Below are 15,203 nucleotides of genomic sequence, written 5' to 3'. Positions count from 1 at the left end.
CTGTCGACGCGAGCCGTCCCGTCGCCGGCAAGCGACCGGTCTCGGCTACCCGGTCGTCGCCTCGGCGGTGAGCAACTGGTCGAGCGTGATCGGCAGGGACCGGATCCGCCGGCCGGTGGCGTGGTGGACGGCGTTGGCGACCGCCGCGGCGATGCCGGGCAGGCCGACCTCGCCGACCCCCTTGGTGCCGATCGGGGTGGCCCGGTCGGGCGCGCCGACGAAGACGACGTCCACCTCGCCGACGTCGGCGTTGACCGGCACCAGGTAGTCGCCGAAGGTGGCGTTGTCGACGCGGCCGGTACGGGGATCGGTGACGGTCTCCTCCAACAGCGCGTGACCGATCCCACCGACCGTCGCCCCGATGATCTGGCTGCGGGCCAGCTTCTCGTTGAGGATCCGCCCGCCGTCGACCACGGACACGACCCGGGGGATCCGCAGCAGCCCGAGGTCGGGGTCGACGTGCACCTCGACGAACTTGGCCGCGAAGGCACCCGCGGTGGCCATGCCGATCTCCTGCGGGTCGGGCGGCGTGCTCGTTCCGTCGGCGGTCAACTCGTCGAGCCCGTGCCGGTCGAGAATCGTCACGTATCCCTCACCCTGCCGCGGATCGGCCCGGTGGTAGATGCGCCCGCCGCCGACCGCGACGTCGTCGACGGTGCAGCCCCGCAGCGGCGACCGGATGTCCGTGGCGACCAGGTCGAGGAACTTGCGGATCAACTCGCGGCAACCGGCGTACACCGCGTTGCCCAGCGCGCCGGTCAGACCCGAACCACCGGCCTGCGGTGACATCGGCATGTCCGAGTCGCCGAGGTCGAACCGGACCTGGTCCAGCGGTAGCCCCAGCAGTTCCGCCGAGAGCTGCTGCATCACCGTGTACGTCCCGGTGCCGATGTCGGTGGCGGCGCTGCGTACGTAGCCGGTGCCGTCCCGCCCGATCGAGGCCCGGGCCTGGCAGGGCACCTGCCACCGGGGGTAGGTGACCCCGGCCATGCCGTAGCCGACCAGCCAACCGCCGTCGCGCATCGCGCCGATCCGCGGATCCCGGCGGGCCCAGCCGAACCGCTGGGCGCCCACCGTGTAGCACTCCCGCAGCGCCTTGCTCGACCAGGGCAGGCCGAACTGCGGATGGACCTCGGCATAGTTGCGCAGCCGCAGGTCCAGGGGGTCCATCCCCAACCGGTACGACAACTCGTCGAGCGCCGACTCCAGGGCGAAGTTCGCCTGCGCCTCGCCGGGCGCCCGCATCGATCCGGGGGCTGGGATGTTCAGCCGCCGCTGCCGGTCCCGGGTGGTCACGTTCGCGCAGGCGTACGCGCCGGCACTGGCCATCGCCAGCGGCTCGAGGTTCTCGTCGTCGACCGAGAGGGTCTGGGTAGCCTGGTGCTCGATGGCCAGCAGAGTGCCGTCGCGCCGCGCACCGATCCTGATCCGCTGCACCGTGTCGGGGCGGTGACCGACCCCGGTGAACATCTGCGGGCGGGTCAGCGTCAGCTTCACCGGCCGCCGCACCGTACGCGCGGCGAGCACCGCCAGGATCACGTGCGGCCAGACCCGCAGGCCGGAGCCGAAGCCGCCACCGACGTACTTGGCGTAGACCCGCACCGCGTCTTGCGGCAGCCCGAACACCTGGGCGAGGGTGACGTGGGTGTTGGACGTCCACTGGGTGCTGTCGTGCACGGTGAGCTGCTCGTCCTCCCAGACCGCGACGGTGGTGAAGAGCCCGAGCGGGTTGTTCGTGTTCGCCGCGGTGGTGTAGGTCGCCTCGTGCACCACGTCGGCGCCGGCGAGACCGCCCTCGACGTCACCCCGGTCGGAGTCCATGCCGAACGGGTTCTCGCGCAGCTCACCGGCGGGATCGTCGATGGCCAGCACGGGCTCGGTGCGGTCGTAGGCGACGACGACGGTACGCGCGGCGGCCGCCGCCTGGTACGCCTTCTCGGCGACCACCACGGCCACGTACTGCCCGTGGTAGCGGATCCGGTCGTCCTGCATCGGCATCGGTGGGGTCGGTCCGAGGTTGGTCGCCGGCCCGTCGGCCAGCCGCGGCGCGTTGCGGTGGGTGATGACCGCCAGCACACCGGGCATCGCCTCGGCCGCAGCGGTGTCGACGGCGGAGATCCGGCCCGCGGCGATCGTGCTGCGGACCAACGCCACGTGGGTCGTGCCGGGATAGCTGACGTCGGAGGGGTAGGCGGCCGCGCCGGTCACCTTCAGCGGCCCGTCCACCCGGTCCACGCCGGCCCCCACGACCGTCGTCGGCTCGGTCATCGTCATGCCGGGCCTCCCGCCACGGTCTGCAGGGCGCGCACCATGGTGCGTCGGGCCAGCTCCGGCTTGAAGGCGGTACCCGGCACGGTGAACGGGTCGGCGAGTTCGGCCCGCGCCGCCGCGCGGAAGGTCTCGGTGTCCGGCGGTGCGCCGGTGAGGACGCGTTCGGCCGCCCGGGCCCGCCAGGGAACCGTGCCGACCCCGCCGAGACCGACCCGGGCCTCGGCGATCGTGCCGTCCTCGATGACGAGGACGGCAGCGACGGAGACCAGCGCGAACTCGTACGACGCCCGGTCACGTACCTTCAGGTAGCCGGATCGGGCGCCGGCCGGTGGCAACGGCACCTCGACGGCGGTGACCAGGTCGCCGTGGCGCAGCACGGTCTCGATGTCCGGCCGGTCACCGGGCAGCACGTAGAACTCGGTCAGCGGGATCGCCCGTTCACCGTCGACGCCGCGGATCCGGACCACGGCGTCCAGCGCCACCAGCGGTACGCAGAGGTCGGAGGCGTGCAACGCGATGCAGCTGTCGCCGGCGCCGAGGATCGCGTGCATCCGGGCCCCCGCGCCGGTGATCGCGGCGCATCCCGACGACGGGGTCCGCTTGTTGCAGTCGGGCACGGTCGGATCGCGGAAGTAGCGGCAGCGGGTGCGCTGCAACAGGTTGCCGCCGATCGTCGCCATGTTGCGGAGCTGCGTCGACGCTCCGGCCAGCAGCGCGGTCCGGACCAGCGGCAGACGTCGGGTGACCGTCGAGTCGGCGGCTAGTTCCTCCATCGTGGTCAGCGCGCCGACCCGCAGTGTCCGGTCGTCGGCGGCGATGCCGCGGAGCGGCAGCCGGGTGATGTCGACGACCCGTTCGGGATCGAGGATGCCGTCCTTGAGCATCAGGTCGACCTGGGTGGTTCCCCCGGCGAGGTACTGTGCGGTGGGCTTCTCGCGGACCAGCGTGACGGCCGAGGCCACGTCGTCGGGCCGCAGGTACTCGAACTCGCGCACCGCTATCCGACTCCCTGAGCGGCGACCTCGCGGATCGCGGCCACGATGTTGGGGTACGCGCCGCAGCGGCAGAGGTTGCCGCTCATGAACTCGCGGATCTCCTCGTCGGAGCCGGCCCGGCGCTCCTGCAGCAGGGCGAGCGCGGACATGATCTGGCCCGGAGTGCAGTAGCCGCACTGGAAGGCGTCGTGGCGGACGAACGCCTCCTGTAGCGGGTGTCGGTGCCCGTCGGGGGAGAGTCCCTCGATCGTGGTCACCTGCCGGCCCTCGCACTGCGCGGCCAGGGTGAGGCAGGACAGCACCCGCCGGCCGTCGACCAGCACCGTGCAGGCACCGCAGGCGCCCTGGTCGCAGCCCTTCTTGGTGCCGACCAGGTCCAGTTCGTCGCGGAGCGCGTCGAGCAGGGTGACCCGGTTGTCGAGGTGCAGGTCGTGCGCGCTGCCGTTCACGGTCAGGCGTACCTGCACCCCGCTGCCGCCGGCCGGAGCGGCGGGTCCTCCGCTGCCGCGCGTGCCATCGACTCGACTCATCGCCCCTCCGTTGAGTTGTCCGGACATGCCGTACACGAAGGATAAGCTTCTCGAATCGGCGTGAAGTGGGCTAACTGCGGATCGGACGCCGACATCGCGCCGGTAGCCGTGACCGACCGACCCGGATCAGTTGGCGAAGGAGAGCGGATCGCCGCAGAGCGCGGTGCCCGGTGGGATGATCTCCTGTGCGTGGTGGATCCGGTACGGCTTCGACCCCAACTTCCCGGACGAGTCGATCGGGCTGATCTTCACCAGGCTGAGGAACTTGTTGATCACGTTAACCACCGGCTCGAGGATGGTGTAGCCGATGCCGTACGACGCCCACACGCCGAGGCCCACCCCCCGACAGACCGCCACCGGCGACCCCATCGCCGAGCCCATCGTCGTCCCGTAGGTCGTCGACAGCTCGAAGAAGAGACCGGCCTTGAGCACGAAGGCGCTGAACCCCACGTCGAAGCGCACGTTGTGGCCGACGACCAGCCCCATCACGCCGACCGGTACCCCGCGCAGCGAGTTGATCAGACTGTCTTTGCGCTGGAAGTTCTTGCTGATCTGCGGCCCGAAGGCGCCGTTGGCGTACCCGTAGCCGAGCGAACCGGCGAGGGAGAACTCGCCGCCGCCCTTGATGGTGCCCAGCTTCGCGCCGAAGGCCGTGGTGACCGTGACCGTCTGGCTGATGGTCAGGGCCAACGGCACGCCCAGCACGGTACCGAGCGGGATGCTGAACTCCACCGGGACGGGCAGCACCGCCCGGATGTTCTGGCCGTCGTCGAGCCCGGCCTCGAACGAGTACCGGACCCCGAAGCCGCCGCTGATCGACAGGTCCGCCCGGGTCACCGAGCCGCCCTTGATGGTCAGATGGAAGTCCGCCGTCGGCCGGTCGAAGGTGAGCGCGGCCCTTCCGAAGAGCTTGGTGTTGTTGCGGTCGTAGTTGAAGCTGACCGAGGCACCGCTGTTCAGGCTGACCCCGGTGGAGAAGTTGGCCACCACCGACTTGACCTCACCGCCGCCCCGGATCGGGGCCGGCTGCTCCGGCCGGGGTGGCAACGGTGCCAGTCCCAACGGTGCACCGCGGCCGACCTTGCCGGACGGGGTGGGCAGCGCGTCGGCCGCCTCCTCCGGGGCTGCCCAGAGCGGCTCCCCGGCCTGGTAGGCGACCGGATTCTCGATCACGATGCCCTGTTTCTCCAGGGTGCCGTCGCGGATCACGTCGGTGACGGTGACCGGCCCGATGGTGACCAGCAGGTCGCCCTGTTCGCGCTGGAGGTCGAGCACCCGGCCGACGCCGCGACCGGTAACGAACATGATCTTGCCGGGGGCGAGGTCGTCGGCCCGGGGAGCGACGCCGTCGATCCGCCAGGTCAGACCGTCGGCGGTCACCGACCGGACCGACCGGCCGCCGCCGCCGACGAGCACCACGTCGGGCTGGTACGTCAGGTCGGGATGCGGTACGGGGGCCATCCCGTACCGCAGCGCCGATTCGCTGTACGGGTCCTCGTCGACCGGTCCGAACCGGTCCTCCGGCGACCGGCCGGTGCAACTCGCCGTGGCGAGCAGCAGCGTCACCGTCACCACCGTGGAGACAAGCTTGCGCACCGGGAGGCTCCCTCGTCGGATCGGCGGGTCACGCGCGCCGGACCAGGCCGGGCGCAACGTCGTCACGGACGGTGGGCCGGAGCCGGACGGCGACCGTGGAACCGACTCTAGGTGCTGGCCACCGCGAAGGAATCAGGGGTTTCCCTACCCGCCGACCGGCCCGCCCAGGGCCGCTGCGGCCACCGGCCACCGGCCACCGACCACCGGACCGCACCACGATGTCGGACCGGACCACTAACCTGACTCCATGCAGCAGGCCGTGTCCCGTGGGAGCCGTGATGGCTGACGCCGACGACGTCCGTCGCCTGGCCCTGGCCCTGCCCGGGGTGGTGGAGGTCGACAGCGACGGGTTCGACTTCCGGGTCGCCGACAAGGGCTTCGTCTGGTCCTACCCGGAGCGCCAGCCCGGCAGGCCGCGCGTCATCCGCACCGACATCGCGGTGCTGTTCGTCGGCGACGAGGCCGAGAAGCAGGCGCTGCTGCTGGGCGAGCCGGAGAGTTTCTTCACCACCGCGGGCTACGACGGCCTGCCGCTGGTCATGCTCCGGCTGGACCGGGTCGACGTGGGTCGCCTGGCGGAGCTGGTCACCGACGCCTGGCGGATGCGCGCACCGCAGGCCCTCGCCACCGAGTTCGACGAGCACCTCGCCGCCCGGTGACACCGGCGGCGGCTACCCTGCCGCGGTGCCGTTGACCTTCCCCTCGCACCTGGCGCCGGTGCTGCCGCTGAAGCTGTGGCGGCCACGGTGGTTCGACGGGGTGGCGTTGGCGACCGGTGCCGTCGCCCCGGACGTGGCCTACCTGGTCGCCGGCTCGGACGGGCGCACCTTCGCCGACACCCATGCCTGGCCGGCGCTGTTCTGGTGGTGTCTGCCGGTGGCGTTGGGGTACGCCTGGGTGTTCCGGTCGTCGATCGCCACCGTCGCCGCCCAACTGCCGCCGAGCCGGCGCTTCGGCTGGCCGCGCTACGGTTCGCTGGCGGGTCGCCGGCACCGATGGTGGATCACCGTCAGCTCGGCGCTGCTCGGTGCCGGAAGCCACCTCGCCTGGGACTGGCTCACGCACACCGACGACTGGTTGTCGGTGGTGTTCGGTGTGCGCTGGTCCAGCGTCACCGACCTGCCCTGGTGGACCGTGTCGGATCTGACCAGCACGCTGCTGGGGGCCGCGGTGGTGCTCTGGTGCGCGGCGCGTCTTCCACGACGGCTCGCCCCCTGCGCGCAGGCACCTGCCGCCGTGCCCCGCCGACCCGTGCTGTTCTGGTCGTCGGCCGGCGCCGTCGCCGTCGTGGGACTGCTCACCGTGCCGCTGCTGCCGGGCGCGTCGTTGCCCGCACCCACCGGCGTACGCCTGATCCACCTCGCCGGCCTGGCGTTGCTGGCCGGCGGCCTCGCGGTACGGGCTCGGCCACCCGGTCCCGCCGGGTGAACCGGCGCCCCGGACCTTTCCGATCTTGCTGGCCGGGGTGTGGCATGGTGGCGGGATGGAACCGCAGGTGGCTGCCGGTGAAACCGCCCGGCCCGAGTCCGTTCGGGTCGGCCTGCGGGTGCTGCGCGACTACCACCGGCCGACCATCGCGCGGGTCCGGGCACTGCTGCGCAGCATGGTGACCTCCTTCGCGGTGCTCAGCGCGACGTTCTGGCTGCTGCCCGGGGTCACCACCACCGGCCTGGTCGGCCTGCTCTGGCTGGTCGGCCTGGTCAGCGTGGTCGGGGCGGTGCTGCGACCGTTGCTGCTGGCGCTGGCCACCGCGCTGGGTGGGCTCGGTGCCCTGGCCATCGGCGTCGGCGTGCAGGCCGTGGTGATGTACGTGGCGCTGCGGCTGGCCCCCGAGGCGCACGTGGCCGGGTTCGGCGTCGCCTTCGTCGCCGCCTGGCTCGCCGTCGCGCTCGCCGCAGCGGTCAACTGGCTCGCCGACGCCGGCACCGACGACACGTTCGTCAGCGAGATGCGACGGCTGATGAACCGGGTTCGGCGCCGCACCGGCCGCCGACCGGGCTGGCGACCCCGCCGACCCGCCAGCGGTACCCGGGCCGACCAGCCACCACGCGACGGGCTGCTGATCATCCAACTGGACGGGGTGGCCGCCCCCGTGTTGCAGTGGGCGGTACGCGCCGGCAACCTGCCCACCATGGGCCGGTGGCTGCGCGGTGGCAGCCATCGGATGACCCGCTGGCACACCGGCCTGCCCGCCACCACCCCGGCCGCCCAGGCGGGGCTGCTGCACGGCGAGACCCGCCACGTGCCGGCCTACCGCTGGTACGAGAAGGCAACCGGTGACGACGAACGGCCCACCGGCCGACTCGTGGTCACCAGCCGGCCCCGCGACGCCGCCGAGGTCGAGCGGCGCATCTCCACCGGTCGGGGCCTGCTGTGCGACGGCGGCGTCAGCATCAGCACCGCCTTCTCCGGCGACGCCTCCACCAGCCTGTTCACCGTCAGCCGCGCCGGCCTGCCGGGCCGCTCCACCCCCGGCTACGCGGCCTTCATGACCAGCCCCTACGGCTTCGCCCGCACGGTGGTGCTCGGCGCCGGCCAGGTGCTGCGCGAACTGCACGAGGCGCGGCGCCGCCGGGTACGCGGTGTCCAGCCCCGCGCCGACCGGGGTGGCTCCTACCTGGCGCTGCGGCCCCTGGCCAGCCTGCTCAACGACCTCAACGTCTCGCTGATCGCCGAGCAGATGGCCCGTGGCGCTCCGGTGATCTTCTGCGACTTCGTCGACTACGACGAGGTGGCCCACCACGCCGGGCCCGCCCGTCCGGAGGCGATGGCCGCGCTCGAGGCCCTCGACCACACTCTCGGCATCCTGCAACGGTTGGCGACCGAGGCGACCCGTCGTTACCACGTCGTCGTGCTCAGCGACCACGGGCAGAGCCAGGGCGCCACGTTCCGGCAGCGCTACGGCGAGTCACTGACCCAGCTGGTGACCCGGTTGACCGCGTCGCCGACGGTGGTGGCGGCACCGCCGGCCGCGGGCGGGTCGGCAGGGCCGGACGAGACGCGGGGGCGGGTCGACCGGCTGCTCGCCGAGGTGGCCGGCCGCAGCGCGGTGACCGCCGCGGCGGCCCGGGTGGCCCGTCCCCGGGTGGCGCCGGAGACGACGGGCCTGGATCCGAGCGAGGCGGACCTGGCGGTGCTCGACCCGGCCGACCCGCAGACGGTGGTGGTGGCCTCCGGCAACCTCGCGATGATCTACCTGGCCGACCATCCGGGGCGGCTGTCCCGGCAACGCGTCGACGCGGTGGCACCCGGTCTGATCGAGGGGCTGGCCGCCCATCCCGGCATCGGGCTGGTCGTCGTCGACTCCGCCGTCGGTCCGGTGGCCGTCGGCCCGGCCGGCACCCACCGGCTGCGCGACGGCCGGGTCGACGGCGTCGACCCGCTGACGCCGTACGGGCCCAGAGCCCGGCACGACCTGCTGCGCCACCAGGAGATGGAGCACGTCGGCGACCTGGTCGTGATCAGCGCGGTGGATCCCGGCCTGGACGAGGTGCCGGCCTTCGAGGAACTGGTCGGCAGCCACGGTGGGCTCGGCGGCTGGCAGAACGACGCACTGCTCGTCCATCCGGCCGACTGGCCGCAGGAGGAGGGTGAACTGGTCGGACCGGAGGCCGTGCACCGGCAACTGCTGCGCTGGCTGCACCGGCTCGGCCTGCGCCGACCCGACGACACACCGGGCCCGACCACACCGGACGTGCTCGGGTCGGACGTGCTCGGGTCGGACCTGCTCGGGCCGCCGGGGCGAACCACCGGGCAGCTGGCGGAGCCGCCCCGGCCGCCTACCGGCGACCCACGTCAGCGGCCGACAACAGCGCCGGCTGCCGGGTCGCCGGTGGCTGAGCGGGCGCCGGCTACGGGGTCGCCGGTGGCCCAGCCGGCACCGGCCGGCGCCGCCCCAACCAGCCCAGTCCCTGGCTGAGCAGCACCACGAGCAGGATCGCGGCGACCACACCCTGCCACGGCTCGGTGAAGACGGCCCCACCGAGCACGCCGATCGCGGCGTACAGCGCCGACCACAGCAGGCAGGCCGGCAGGTTGGCGACGGCGAACCGACGCCAGGTCAACCCGGTCACCGCCGCCGCCAACAACACCGGCAACCGGCCACCCGGAACGAGCCGCGACACCAGGAACAGCGACACCCGGCCCTGGCGCACCCGCGCCGACACCCGGTCGAGCCGGGACGGGCCGCGCAGCCAGCGCAACCGGCGGGCGATGCCCTCCCCACCCCGACTGAGCACCAGATACACCGCCAGGTCACCCACGTACGCGCCGACGGCTCCGGCGAGCACGACGAGCAACACGGTCACCGGATCCTGGTGCGCGGCAAGGGCGGCGGCCCCGCTGACCGCCGCACCGGTCGGCACCACCGGGACCACGGCACCGCACAGCACCACCAGGGCCAGCCAGGCCAACGCGCCGAACGTCGCCGTCATGACCGCGGCACGGTGAACGACTCACCCGGTTGCAGCACCCGTACCCGGGTCCGTGGTGCCACGCGCGCGGCGTGCCGAGCGAAGTCGTCGCCGGGCTGGAAGAAACGATCCGGCCGGATCCGGTCACAGCCGACCGGCCAGAAGGTGCCGTAGTGGATCGGCACCGCCCACCCCGTCGCGGCCCGCCGGACGGCCTCGGCCGCCGTCGACGGGTCCAGATGGCCGGCGCCGAGCGTGGGGCCCCACCCGCCGACCGGGATGAGCGCCAGATCGACCGGACCGAGATCGGCCATCTGGTCGAACAGCGCGGTGTCCCCGGCGAACCAGGTACGTGCCCGGCCCTCGACCAGGTAGCCGACGGCGGACGCCCGCTGCCGGGACCAGGGACCGCGGGCATCGGGATGGGCGGCGGGCACCGCGCTGACCGTGACGGCGCCGATGGTGGTCCGCTCGCCGGCGGCCAGCTCCGTGCAACGCCGCCCGGCCACCCCCAGAGCCCGGCGGACCAGCGGCGCGGCGCCCGCCGGCACCACCAGGGTGGTGTCGGCGGGCAGCCGGCGCAGCGAGGCGAAGTCCAGGTGGTCGGCGTGCAGGTGGGAGACGAGTACGGCGTCCGGCGCGGCCGGCAGTCGCGGGGTCGGACCACGCCGACGGCGCAGGTGGGCCAGCCGATCCCGCAGCAACGGGTCGGTGAGCAGCCGGGTGCCGGAATCCTCGAGCCACACGGTGCTGTGTCCGTGCCAGGTCAGTCGGACCACACCGTCACCCGCACCGCCGTCACGCCTGCCACCGTATCCGGCGCCGCGCAGCACACCGCATCCGGCGTCGGGCCAGGCGCCGTCGGATCGATCGCCTTCTTGTTCGTGTGATCGCTCACATGTTAGCGTGACGGCCGGGAGTCGAAGGCGAGCTGCGGACCTCGGTTTGCCGTCAGTTACTCGTTCCGCCGAAGCTCAACCACGGCGTCGACTCCTTCGCCTCGCCGGACCACTACAGGTTTCGCCCCTGTGACGATCGCGCGCGACGGGAGCCGCCGATTGACTTGATGTTGGCGCTAACATCCATCAGTCTGCATGGCTTGATCAGTTCCCGCACCCTGTTCCGCCCCGGCCGCAACAGTCCCGTCCCGGACCGGCTGGGTCACGGACGCCCACCACCACCAGGAGTCCACCGTGAAACTCGCATCTGCGCTGCTCCGCAGCGCACGTACCAGGCGTCGGCTCGCCTGGCTGGTCGCCCCACTGATGCTGGTGACGTTCTTCGCCGCGCCGGCGAAGGCGGACAACCCGATCGTCCAGCACATCTACACCGCCGACCCGGCACCACTGGTGCACAACGGCCGGGTGTACGTCTACACCGGACGCGACGAGGACGGCTCGACGTACTTCACCATGAACGAGTGGCGGGTCTTCTCCTCGACCGACATGTCGAACTGGACCGACCACGGCGTACCGATGAACCTGGGCACGTTCGCCTGGGCCGACGCGAATGCCTGGGCCGGGCACGTCATCGAACGCAACGGCCAGTTCTACTGGTACGTCCCGGTGCGGCAGCGCTCGAATGGACAGATGGTGATCGGCGTCGGGGTGTCCAGCTCACCGACCGGGCCGTTCCGCGACGCGCTGGGCCGCCCGCTGCTGGGCAACGGCGAGATCGACCCGCACGCCTTCATCGACGACAACGGCCAGGCGTACCTCTACTGGGGCAACCCGAACCTGTGGTACGTCCGGCTGAACCCTGACATGATCTCGTACTCCGGCGGCCTGACGCAGATCCCACTGACCACGGCGGGATTCGGCACCCGGACCGGCAACCCGAGCCGCCCGACCCTCTACGAGGAGGGGCCGTGGGTCTACAAGCGCAACGGCACCTACTACAACATCTTCGCGGCGGAATGCTGCGGCGAGTTCATCGCGTACTCCACCGCACCCGGACCCACCGGGCCGTGGACCTACCGGGGGACGGTCATGCCCCGGCAGGGCGCCAGCTTCACCAACCACCCCGGGATCATCGACTACGCCGGTAGCTCGTACTTCTTCTACCACAACGGCGCGTTGCCCGGCGGCGGTGGCTTCACCCGTTCGGTGGCGGTGGAACGGTTCTCCTACAACGCCGACGGGTCGATACCGGTGATGAACATGACCACCGCCGGTCCACCCCAGGTCGGCACCCTCAACCCGTACGTCACCCAGGAGGCCGAGACCATCAACTGGGGCAACGGCATCGAGACCGAAGCGTCCAGCGAGGGCGGCATGAACGTCGGCTTCATCGAGAACGGCGACTGGATCCGGGTCCGCGGCGTCGCCTTCGGCACCGGCGCCTCCTCGTTCACCGCCCGGGTCGCCTCCGGCTCCGGCGGCGGCAACATCGAGCTGCGGCTGGACAGCGCCACCGGCCCGCTGGTCGGCACCTGCGCGGTCGCCGGCACCGGCGGCTGGCAGAACTGGACCAACACCACCTGCAACGTCAGCGGCGCCACCGGCACCCGGGATCTCTACCTGCGCTTCACCGGCGGCAGCGGCTACCTGTTCAACATCAACAACTGGCGGTTCACCGCCGGCTCCGGCAGCGGCGGCAACCTGCTCACCAACGGCAACATCGAGAGCGGCACCACCGGCTGGTCGGTCTTCGGCAGCGGTACGCTCTCCGCCAACACCAGCGTCGTACGCGGCGGCACCCGGTCACTGCTGCACACCGGACGCACCGGATCGTGGAACGGCCCCAGCCAGGACATGACGTCCCGGCTGACCAACGGCCGTACCTACACGACGACGCTCTGGGTACGTTCGCAGAGCGGTACCCCCTCGGTGCGGCCGACCCTGGCGGTCACCGCCAACGGCACCACCAACTACGTCCAGCTGACCCCGGCGGCGACGGTCAACGCCAACGGCTGGACCCAGCTGACCGGTACCGCGACCGTGTCCTGGAGCGGCACCCTGTCCAACGCCCGCTTCTACGTCGAGACGGCGGCGGGCACCGACAGCCTCTACATCGACGACGTGTCCTTCCAGTGACCCGGTGACCGACCGATCACCGTGGGGCCCGGCCGACCCGGCCGGGCCCCACCGCCATGGTCGGTCCCGGACGCCGGCCTGGCCGGTGCGTGCACCTGGCGTACCCGGACGCCGCCTCACCGACGGTGCCGGTCAGGCGGCGGGGTGGGGCACGGCGGTGGTCCCGTCGAGCGTGTGTGAGCAGGGCAGCAGGATCTGTCGCTCGTGCTCGCCGGTGGGGTCGGCCAGCACGGCGGTCAGCAGTCGTACCGCGCGGCGACCCATCGCGTTGCGGGGAGTGTGCAGGCAGGCCCACGGGCGCCCGGCGATCTCACCGCCCGGGTCGTCCACCAGCAGCACCACGGACAGGTCGGCGGGGATGGTGAGCCCGCGCAGCCCGACCATCGCGGCGAGTACCCGCAGCAGGCTGACCGACTCGACCAGCACGGCGGTGGTGCCGGCGGCGAGCGCGGCGTCGAGCCACTGGGCGGTCAACTCCTCGGCGCGGTCGAAGGCCGGTGTCGGCACGGTCAACCCGAACCGTTCCAGCGCGGCGGCGAACCCCTCCCAACGGTCGGCCTGCGGTTCGTGGCGGACCACCTCGCCCAGGTAGGCGAAGCTGCGGTGGCCCATCGCGACCAGGTCGTCGACGATCCGGCCGGTGGCGGCGCGGTAGTCGCCACCGACGTAGCAGATCTCCGTACCGGGAACCTCCCGATGCCCTATGAAGACGAACGGGTGGCCGTCGGCGGCGAGCCGGGCCAGGTCGTCGCGGTGGGCGTGGTGACCGAGCAGCAGGCTGCCGGCGGCCTGGCGTAGCCCGTTGACCCCGCCCCGGTAGATCCGCCGGACCCCGGCCTCGTCCTGGGCCGCCGGCAACGTCAGCGTCCTGACCAACATGTTCAACCCGGTGCCACCGGCGCTCGGCGGTAACCGGTACTGGCAGGAACTGAACGACCGGCTCGGCGCGAGCCTCGACATCACCATGACGCCGGCCGCGGACTACCTGAACAAGCTCTCCACCATCATCGCCGGTGGCGACCTGCCCGACATGATGCTCATCTCGGCGCGGCTGACCCGGCGGGCGGACGTACTGACCCGGCTCTGCGCCGACCTGAGCGACCTGGTCTCCGGCGACGCGGTCAAGGACTTCCCGTTCCTGGCGAACATCCCGACCGACTCCTGGCTGCCCACCGCGTTCGGTTCCGGCATCTACGCGATCCCGATCCCGCGGGCGGTCGTCGGGACCATCATGTTCTCCCGGGTGGACCTGATCCGTCAGCGTGGCCTCAACCCGGATCCGGCCAACTACCAGGAGTTCGTCGAACTGGCCCGAGGTCTGACCGACGCCCGTGCCAACCGCTGGGCCTTCGGCAACCCGAAGCGGGTCATCGAGTTCGTCAGCAACATGCTCGGCGTGCCGAACCTCTGGCGGGAGGAGGGTGGCAAGTTCACCTCCGAGTACGAGACCGAGCAGCGTAAGCAGGCACTCGCCCGGGCCACCGAGATGTACCAGGCGGGGCTGTTCCACCCCGACTCGGTCGGCGGCAAGCTGAACCTGCGCGACCTGTTCGGTAACGGCACCATCGCGGTGAACGCCGACGGCTACGCCGCCTGGGACATCCTGGCCTCCACCTACGACGCCGAGGTCGGCGGGATGGCCGCACCCGGCTACGACGGCGGGCCCGGCACCAACCGCGCCGGTACGGCGATCTTCGCGTTGACCGCGTTCAAGAAGGCCGACCCCGATCGGCTGCGGCAGTTGCTGGGCATCTGCGACTGGCTCTCCACCCCGCTGGGCACCAGCGAGTACATGTTCCGCCGGTTCGGTGTCGAAGGTACGCACTACACCTGGCAGGACGGCGTTCCGGTGCGCACCGCCCTGGGCAACACCGAGGTCAAGCTGCCGCTGGAGTACATCGCCGAGTCGCCGCACGTGCTCGGCCCCGGCGACCGCGCCCGGGTGGACGCGCAGCGGGCGTACCAGGAGAAGATCATTCCGCGGATCGTCCGCAACCCCGCCGACGAACTGCAGATCCTGGCCCGCATCATGATGCCGCTGTCCAAGGCGGTGCTCGCCGTGGTGGCGCTGTTCAACGCGGTCAGCTACTGGAGCGCGTTCTTCAACGCCGTGCTCTACATCAACTCCACCGACAAGTGGCCGTTGCAGCTGGTGCTGCGCACCTACGTCGTCGACAACACCGCCATCGGCGCGGACCTGCCCGGCGAGGTGGTGCCACCCCAGCAGTCGTTGCAGATGGCGATCCTCGTCGTCTCCCTCGTCCCCATCTGCCTGGTCTACCCGTTCCTCCAGCGGCACTTCGCCAAGGGCCTGGTCATCGGAGCGGTCAAGGGCTGACCACCCGCGCCGCCGACACCCGGCAC

Annotated in this window: 13 protein-coding genes; 5 read left to right on the top strand and 8 right to left on the bottom strand. The window is 71.9% G+C overall.

The genetic code is table 11. The annotated features are described in order from the left end of the window. Nucleotides 1-45: 45 nt before the first annotated feature. The 4 genes from D2L64_RS10000 to D2L64_RS09985 all read right to left on the bottom strand — a co-directional run bounded on the left by D2L64_RS10000 (nucleotide 46) and on the right by D2L64_RS09985 (nucleotide 5,392). Nucleotides 46-2,274: a xanthine dehydrogenase family protein molybdopterin-binding subunit gene (locus D2L64_RS10000; protein ID WP_119574665.1), complete on the bottom strand. Its 2,229-nt coding sequence runs from the start codon at nucleotides 2,272-2,274 to the stop codon at nucleotides 46-48. Then, nucleotides 2,271-3,266: an FAD binding domain-containing protein gene (locus tag D2L64_RS09995; protein ID WP_119574663.1), complete on the bottom strand. Its 996-nt coding sequence runs from the start codon at nucleotides 3,264-3,266 to the stop codon at nucleotides 2,271-2,273. The genes D2L64_RS10000 and D2L64_RS09995 overlap by 4 nt, the downstream gene beginning before the upstream one ends. 2 nt (nucleotides 3,267-3,268) lie before the next feature. Continuing rightward, complete coding sequence (locus tag D2L64_RS09990; protein ID WP_199714484.1) at nucleotides 3,269-3,796, bottom strand: (2Fe-2S)-binding protein; 528 nt, start codon at nucleotides 3,794-3,796, stop codon at nucleotides 3,269-3,271. Between the two features lie 126 nt (nucleotides 3,797-3,922). Further along, on the bottom strand, nucleotides 3,923-5,392 hold the full coding sequence (locus D2L64_RS09985; RefSeq protein WP_233558889.1) for a hypothetical protein: 1,470 nt from the start codon (nucleotides 5,390-5,392) through the stop codon (nucleotides 3,923-3,925). A gap of 278 nt (nucleotides 5,393-5,670) precedes the next feature. On the opposite strand from D2L64_RS09985, the gene D2L64_RS09980 reads away from it, so the two are divergent. From D2L64_RS09980 to D2L64_RS09970, 3 genes are read left to right on the top strand one after another with little or no spacing between them, the layout of a single operon-like run. Next, nucleotides 5,671-6,051 (top strand): MmcQ/YjbR family DNA-binding protein, encoded by a 381-nt coding sequence (locus D2L64_RS09980; RefSeq protein WP_119574799.1) that lies wholly within the window; start codon nucleotides 5,671-5,673, stop codon nucleotides 6,049-6,051. 25 nt (nucleotides 6,052-6,076) lie between these two features. Further along, nucleotides 6,077-6,820, top strand: coding sequence for a DUF4184 family protein (locus tag D2L64_RS09975; RefSeq protein WP_119574660.1), 744 nt, complete (start codon nucleotides 6,077-6,079; stop codon nucleotides 6,818-6,820). Between the two features lie 55 nt (nucleotides 6,821-6,875). Beyond that, the gene (locus D2L64_RS09970; protein ID WP_233558888.1) at nucleotides 6,876-9,311 is read left to right on the top strand and encodes an alkaline phosphatase family protein; all 2,436 of its coding nucleotides are present in this window, start codon (nucleotides 6,876-6,878) and stop codon (nucleotides 9,309-9,311) included. On the opposite strand, the gene D2L64_RS09965 is transcribed toward D2L64_RS09970, so the two are convergent. Genes D2L64_RS09965 through D2L64_RS28250 form a run of 3 tightly spaced genes read right to left on the bottom strand, consistent with a single transcriptional unit; the run spans nucleotide 9,244 to nucleotide 10,702 of the window. After that, on the bottom strand, nucleotides 9,244-9,825 hold the full coding sequence (locus D2L64_RS09965; protein WP_119574658.1) for a DedA family protein: 582 nt from the start codon (nucleotides 9,823-9,825) through the stop codon (nucleotides 9,244-9,246). The genes D2L64_RS09970 and D2L64_RS09965 overlap by 68 nt on opposite strands. Then, on the bottom strand, nucleotides 9,822-10,583 hold the full coding sequence (locus D2L64_RS09960) for an MBL fold metallo-hydrolase (protein WP_119574797.1): 762 nt from the start codon (nucleotides 10,581-10,583) through the stop codon (nucleotides 9,822-9,824). The genes D2L64_RS09965 and D2L64_RS09960 overlap by 4 nt, the downstream gene beginning before the upstream one ends. Beyond that, the gene (locus D2L64_RS28250) at nucleotides 10,571-10,702 is read right to left on the bottom strand and encodes a hypothetical protein (protein WP_267898665.1); all 132 of its coding nucleotides are present in this window, start codon (nucleotides 10,700-10,702) and stop codon (nucleotides 10,571-10,573) included. The genes D2L64_RS09960 and D2L64_RS28250 overlap by 13 nt, the downstream gene beginning before the upstream one ends. A gap of 295 nt (nucleotides 10,703-10,997) precedes the next feature. Between D2L64_RS28250 and D2L64_RS09955 the strand changes: the two genes are divergently transcribed. After that, the gene (locus D2L64_RS09955; RefSeq protein WP_119574656.1) at nucleotides 10,998-12,839 is read left to right on the top strand and encodes a family 43 glycosylhydrolase; all 1,842 of its coding nucleotides are present in this window, start codon (nucleotides 10,998-11,000) and stop codon (nucleotides 12,837-12,839) included. Nucleotides 12,840-12,971: 132 nt separating this feature from the next. Here D2L64_RS09955 and D2L64_RS09950 read toward each other — a convergent pair whose 3' ends face one another. Next, nucleotides 12,972-13,718 (bottom strand): substrate-binding domain-containing protein, encoded by a 747-nt coding sequence (locus D2L64_RS09950; RefSeq protein WP_119574654.1) that lies wholly within the window; start codon nucleotides 13,716-13,718, stop codon nucleotides 12,972-12,974. On the opposite strand from D2L64_RS09950, the gene D2L64_RS09945 reads away from it, so the two are divergent. Continuing rightward, nucleotides 13,717-15,177 carry an extracellular solute-binding protein gene (locus tag D2L64_RS09945; RefSeq protein ID WP_119574652.1) on the top strand — a complete coding sequence of 487 codons (1,461 nt, stop codon included), beginning with the start codon at nucleotides 13,717-13,719 and terminating at the stop codon, nucleotides 15,175-15,177. The two genes, D2L64_RS09950 and D2L64_RS09945, sit on opposite strands and share 2 nt — an antisense overlap. Nucleotides 15,178-15,203 lie beyond the last annotated feature (26 nt).

This window comes from Micromonospora radicis, assembly GCF_003583405.1.
GTDB classification, from domain to species: Bacteria; Actinomycetota; Actinomycetes; order Mycobacteriales; family Micromonosporaceae; genus Micromonospora; species Micromonospora radicis.
The sequence above is the reverse complement of the archived record's forward strand: the minus strand, read 5'-3'. Positions and strand labels throughout refer to the sequence as shown.

Excerpts from the sequence above, each read along its gene's own strand:
- D2L64_RS09990 (WP_199714484.1), bottom strand. The coding sequence starts at position 3,796 with ATGAGTCGAGTCGATGGCACGCGCGGCAGCGGAGGACCCGCCGCTCCG.
- D2L64_RS10000 (WP_119574665.1), bottom strand. The coding sequence starts at position 2,274 with ATGACGATGACCGAGCCGACGACGGTCGTGGGGGCCGGCGTGGACCGG.
- D2L64_RS09965 (WP_119574658.1), bottom strand. The coding sequence starts at position 9,825 with ATGACGGCGACGTTCGGCGCGTTGGCCTGGCTGGCCCTGGTGGTGCTG.
- D2L64_RS09950 (WP_119574654.1), bottom strand. The coding sequence starts at position 13,718 with ATGTTGGTCAGGACGCTGACGTTGCCGGCGGCCCAGGACGAGGCCGGG.
- D2L64_RS09980 (WP_119574799.1), top strand. The coding sequence starts at position 5,671 with ATGGCTGACGCCGACGACGTCCGTCGCCTGGCCCTGGCCCTGCCCGGG.
- D2L64_RS09945 (WP_119574652.1), top strand. The coding sequence starts at position 13,717 with ATGTTCAACCCGGTGCCACCGGCGCTCGGCGGTAACCGGTACTGGCAG.
- D2L64_RS09970 (WP_233558888.1), top strand. The coding sequence starts at position 6,876 with ATGGAACCGCAGGTGGCTGCCGGTGAAACCGCCCGGCCCGAGTCCGTT.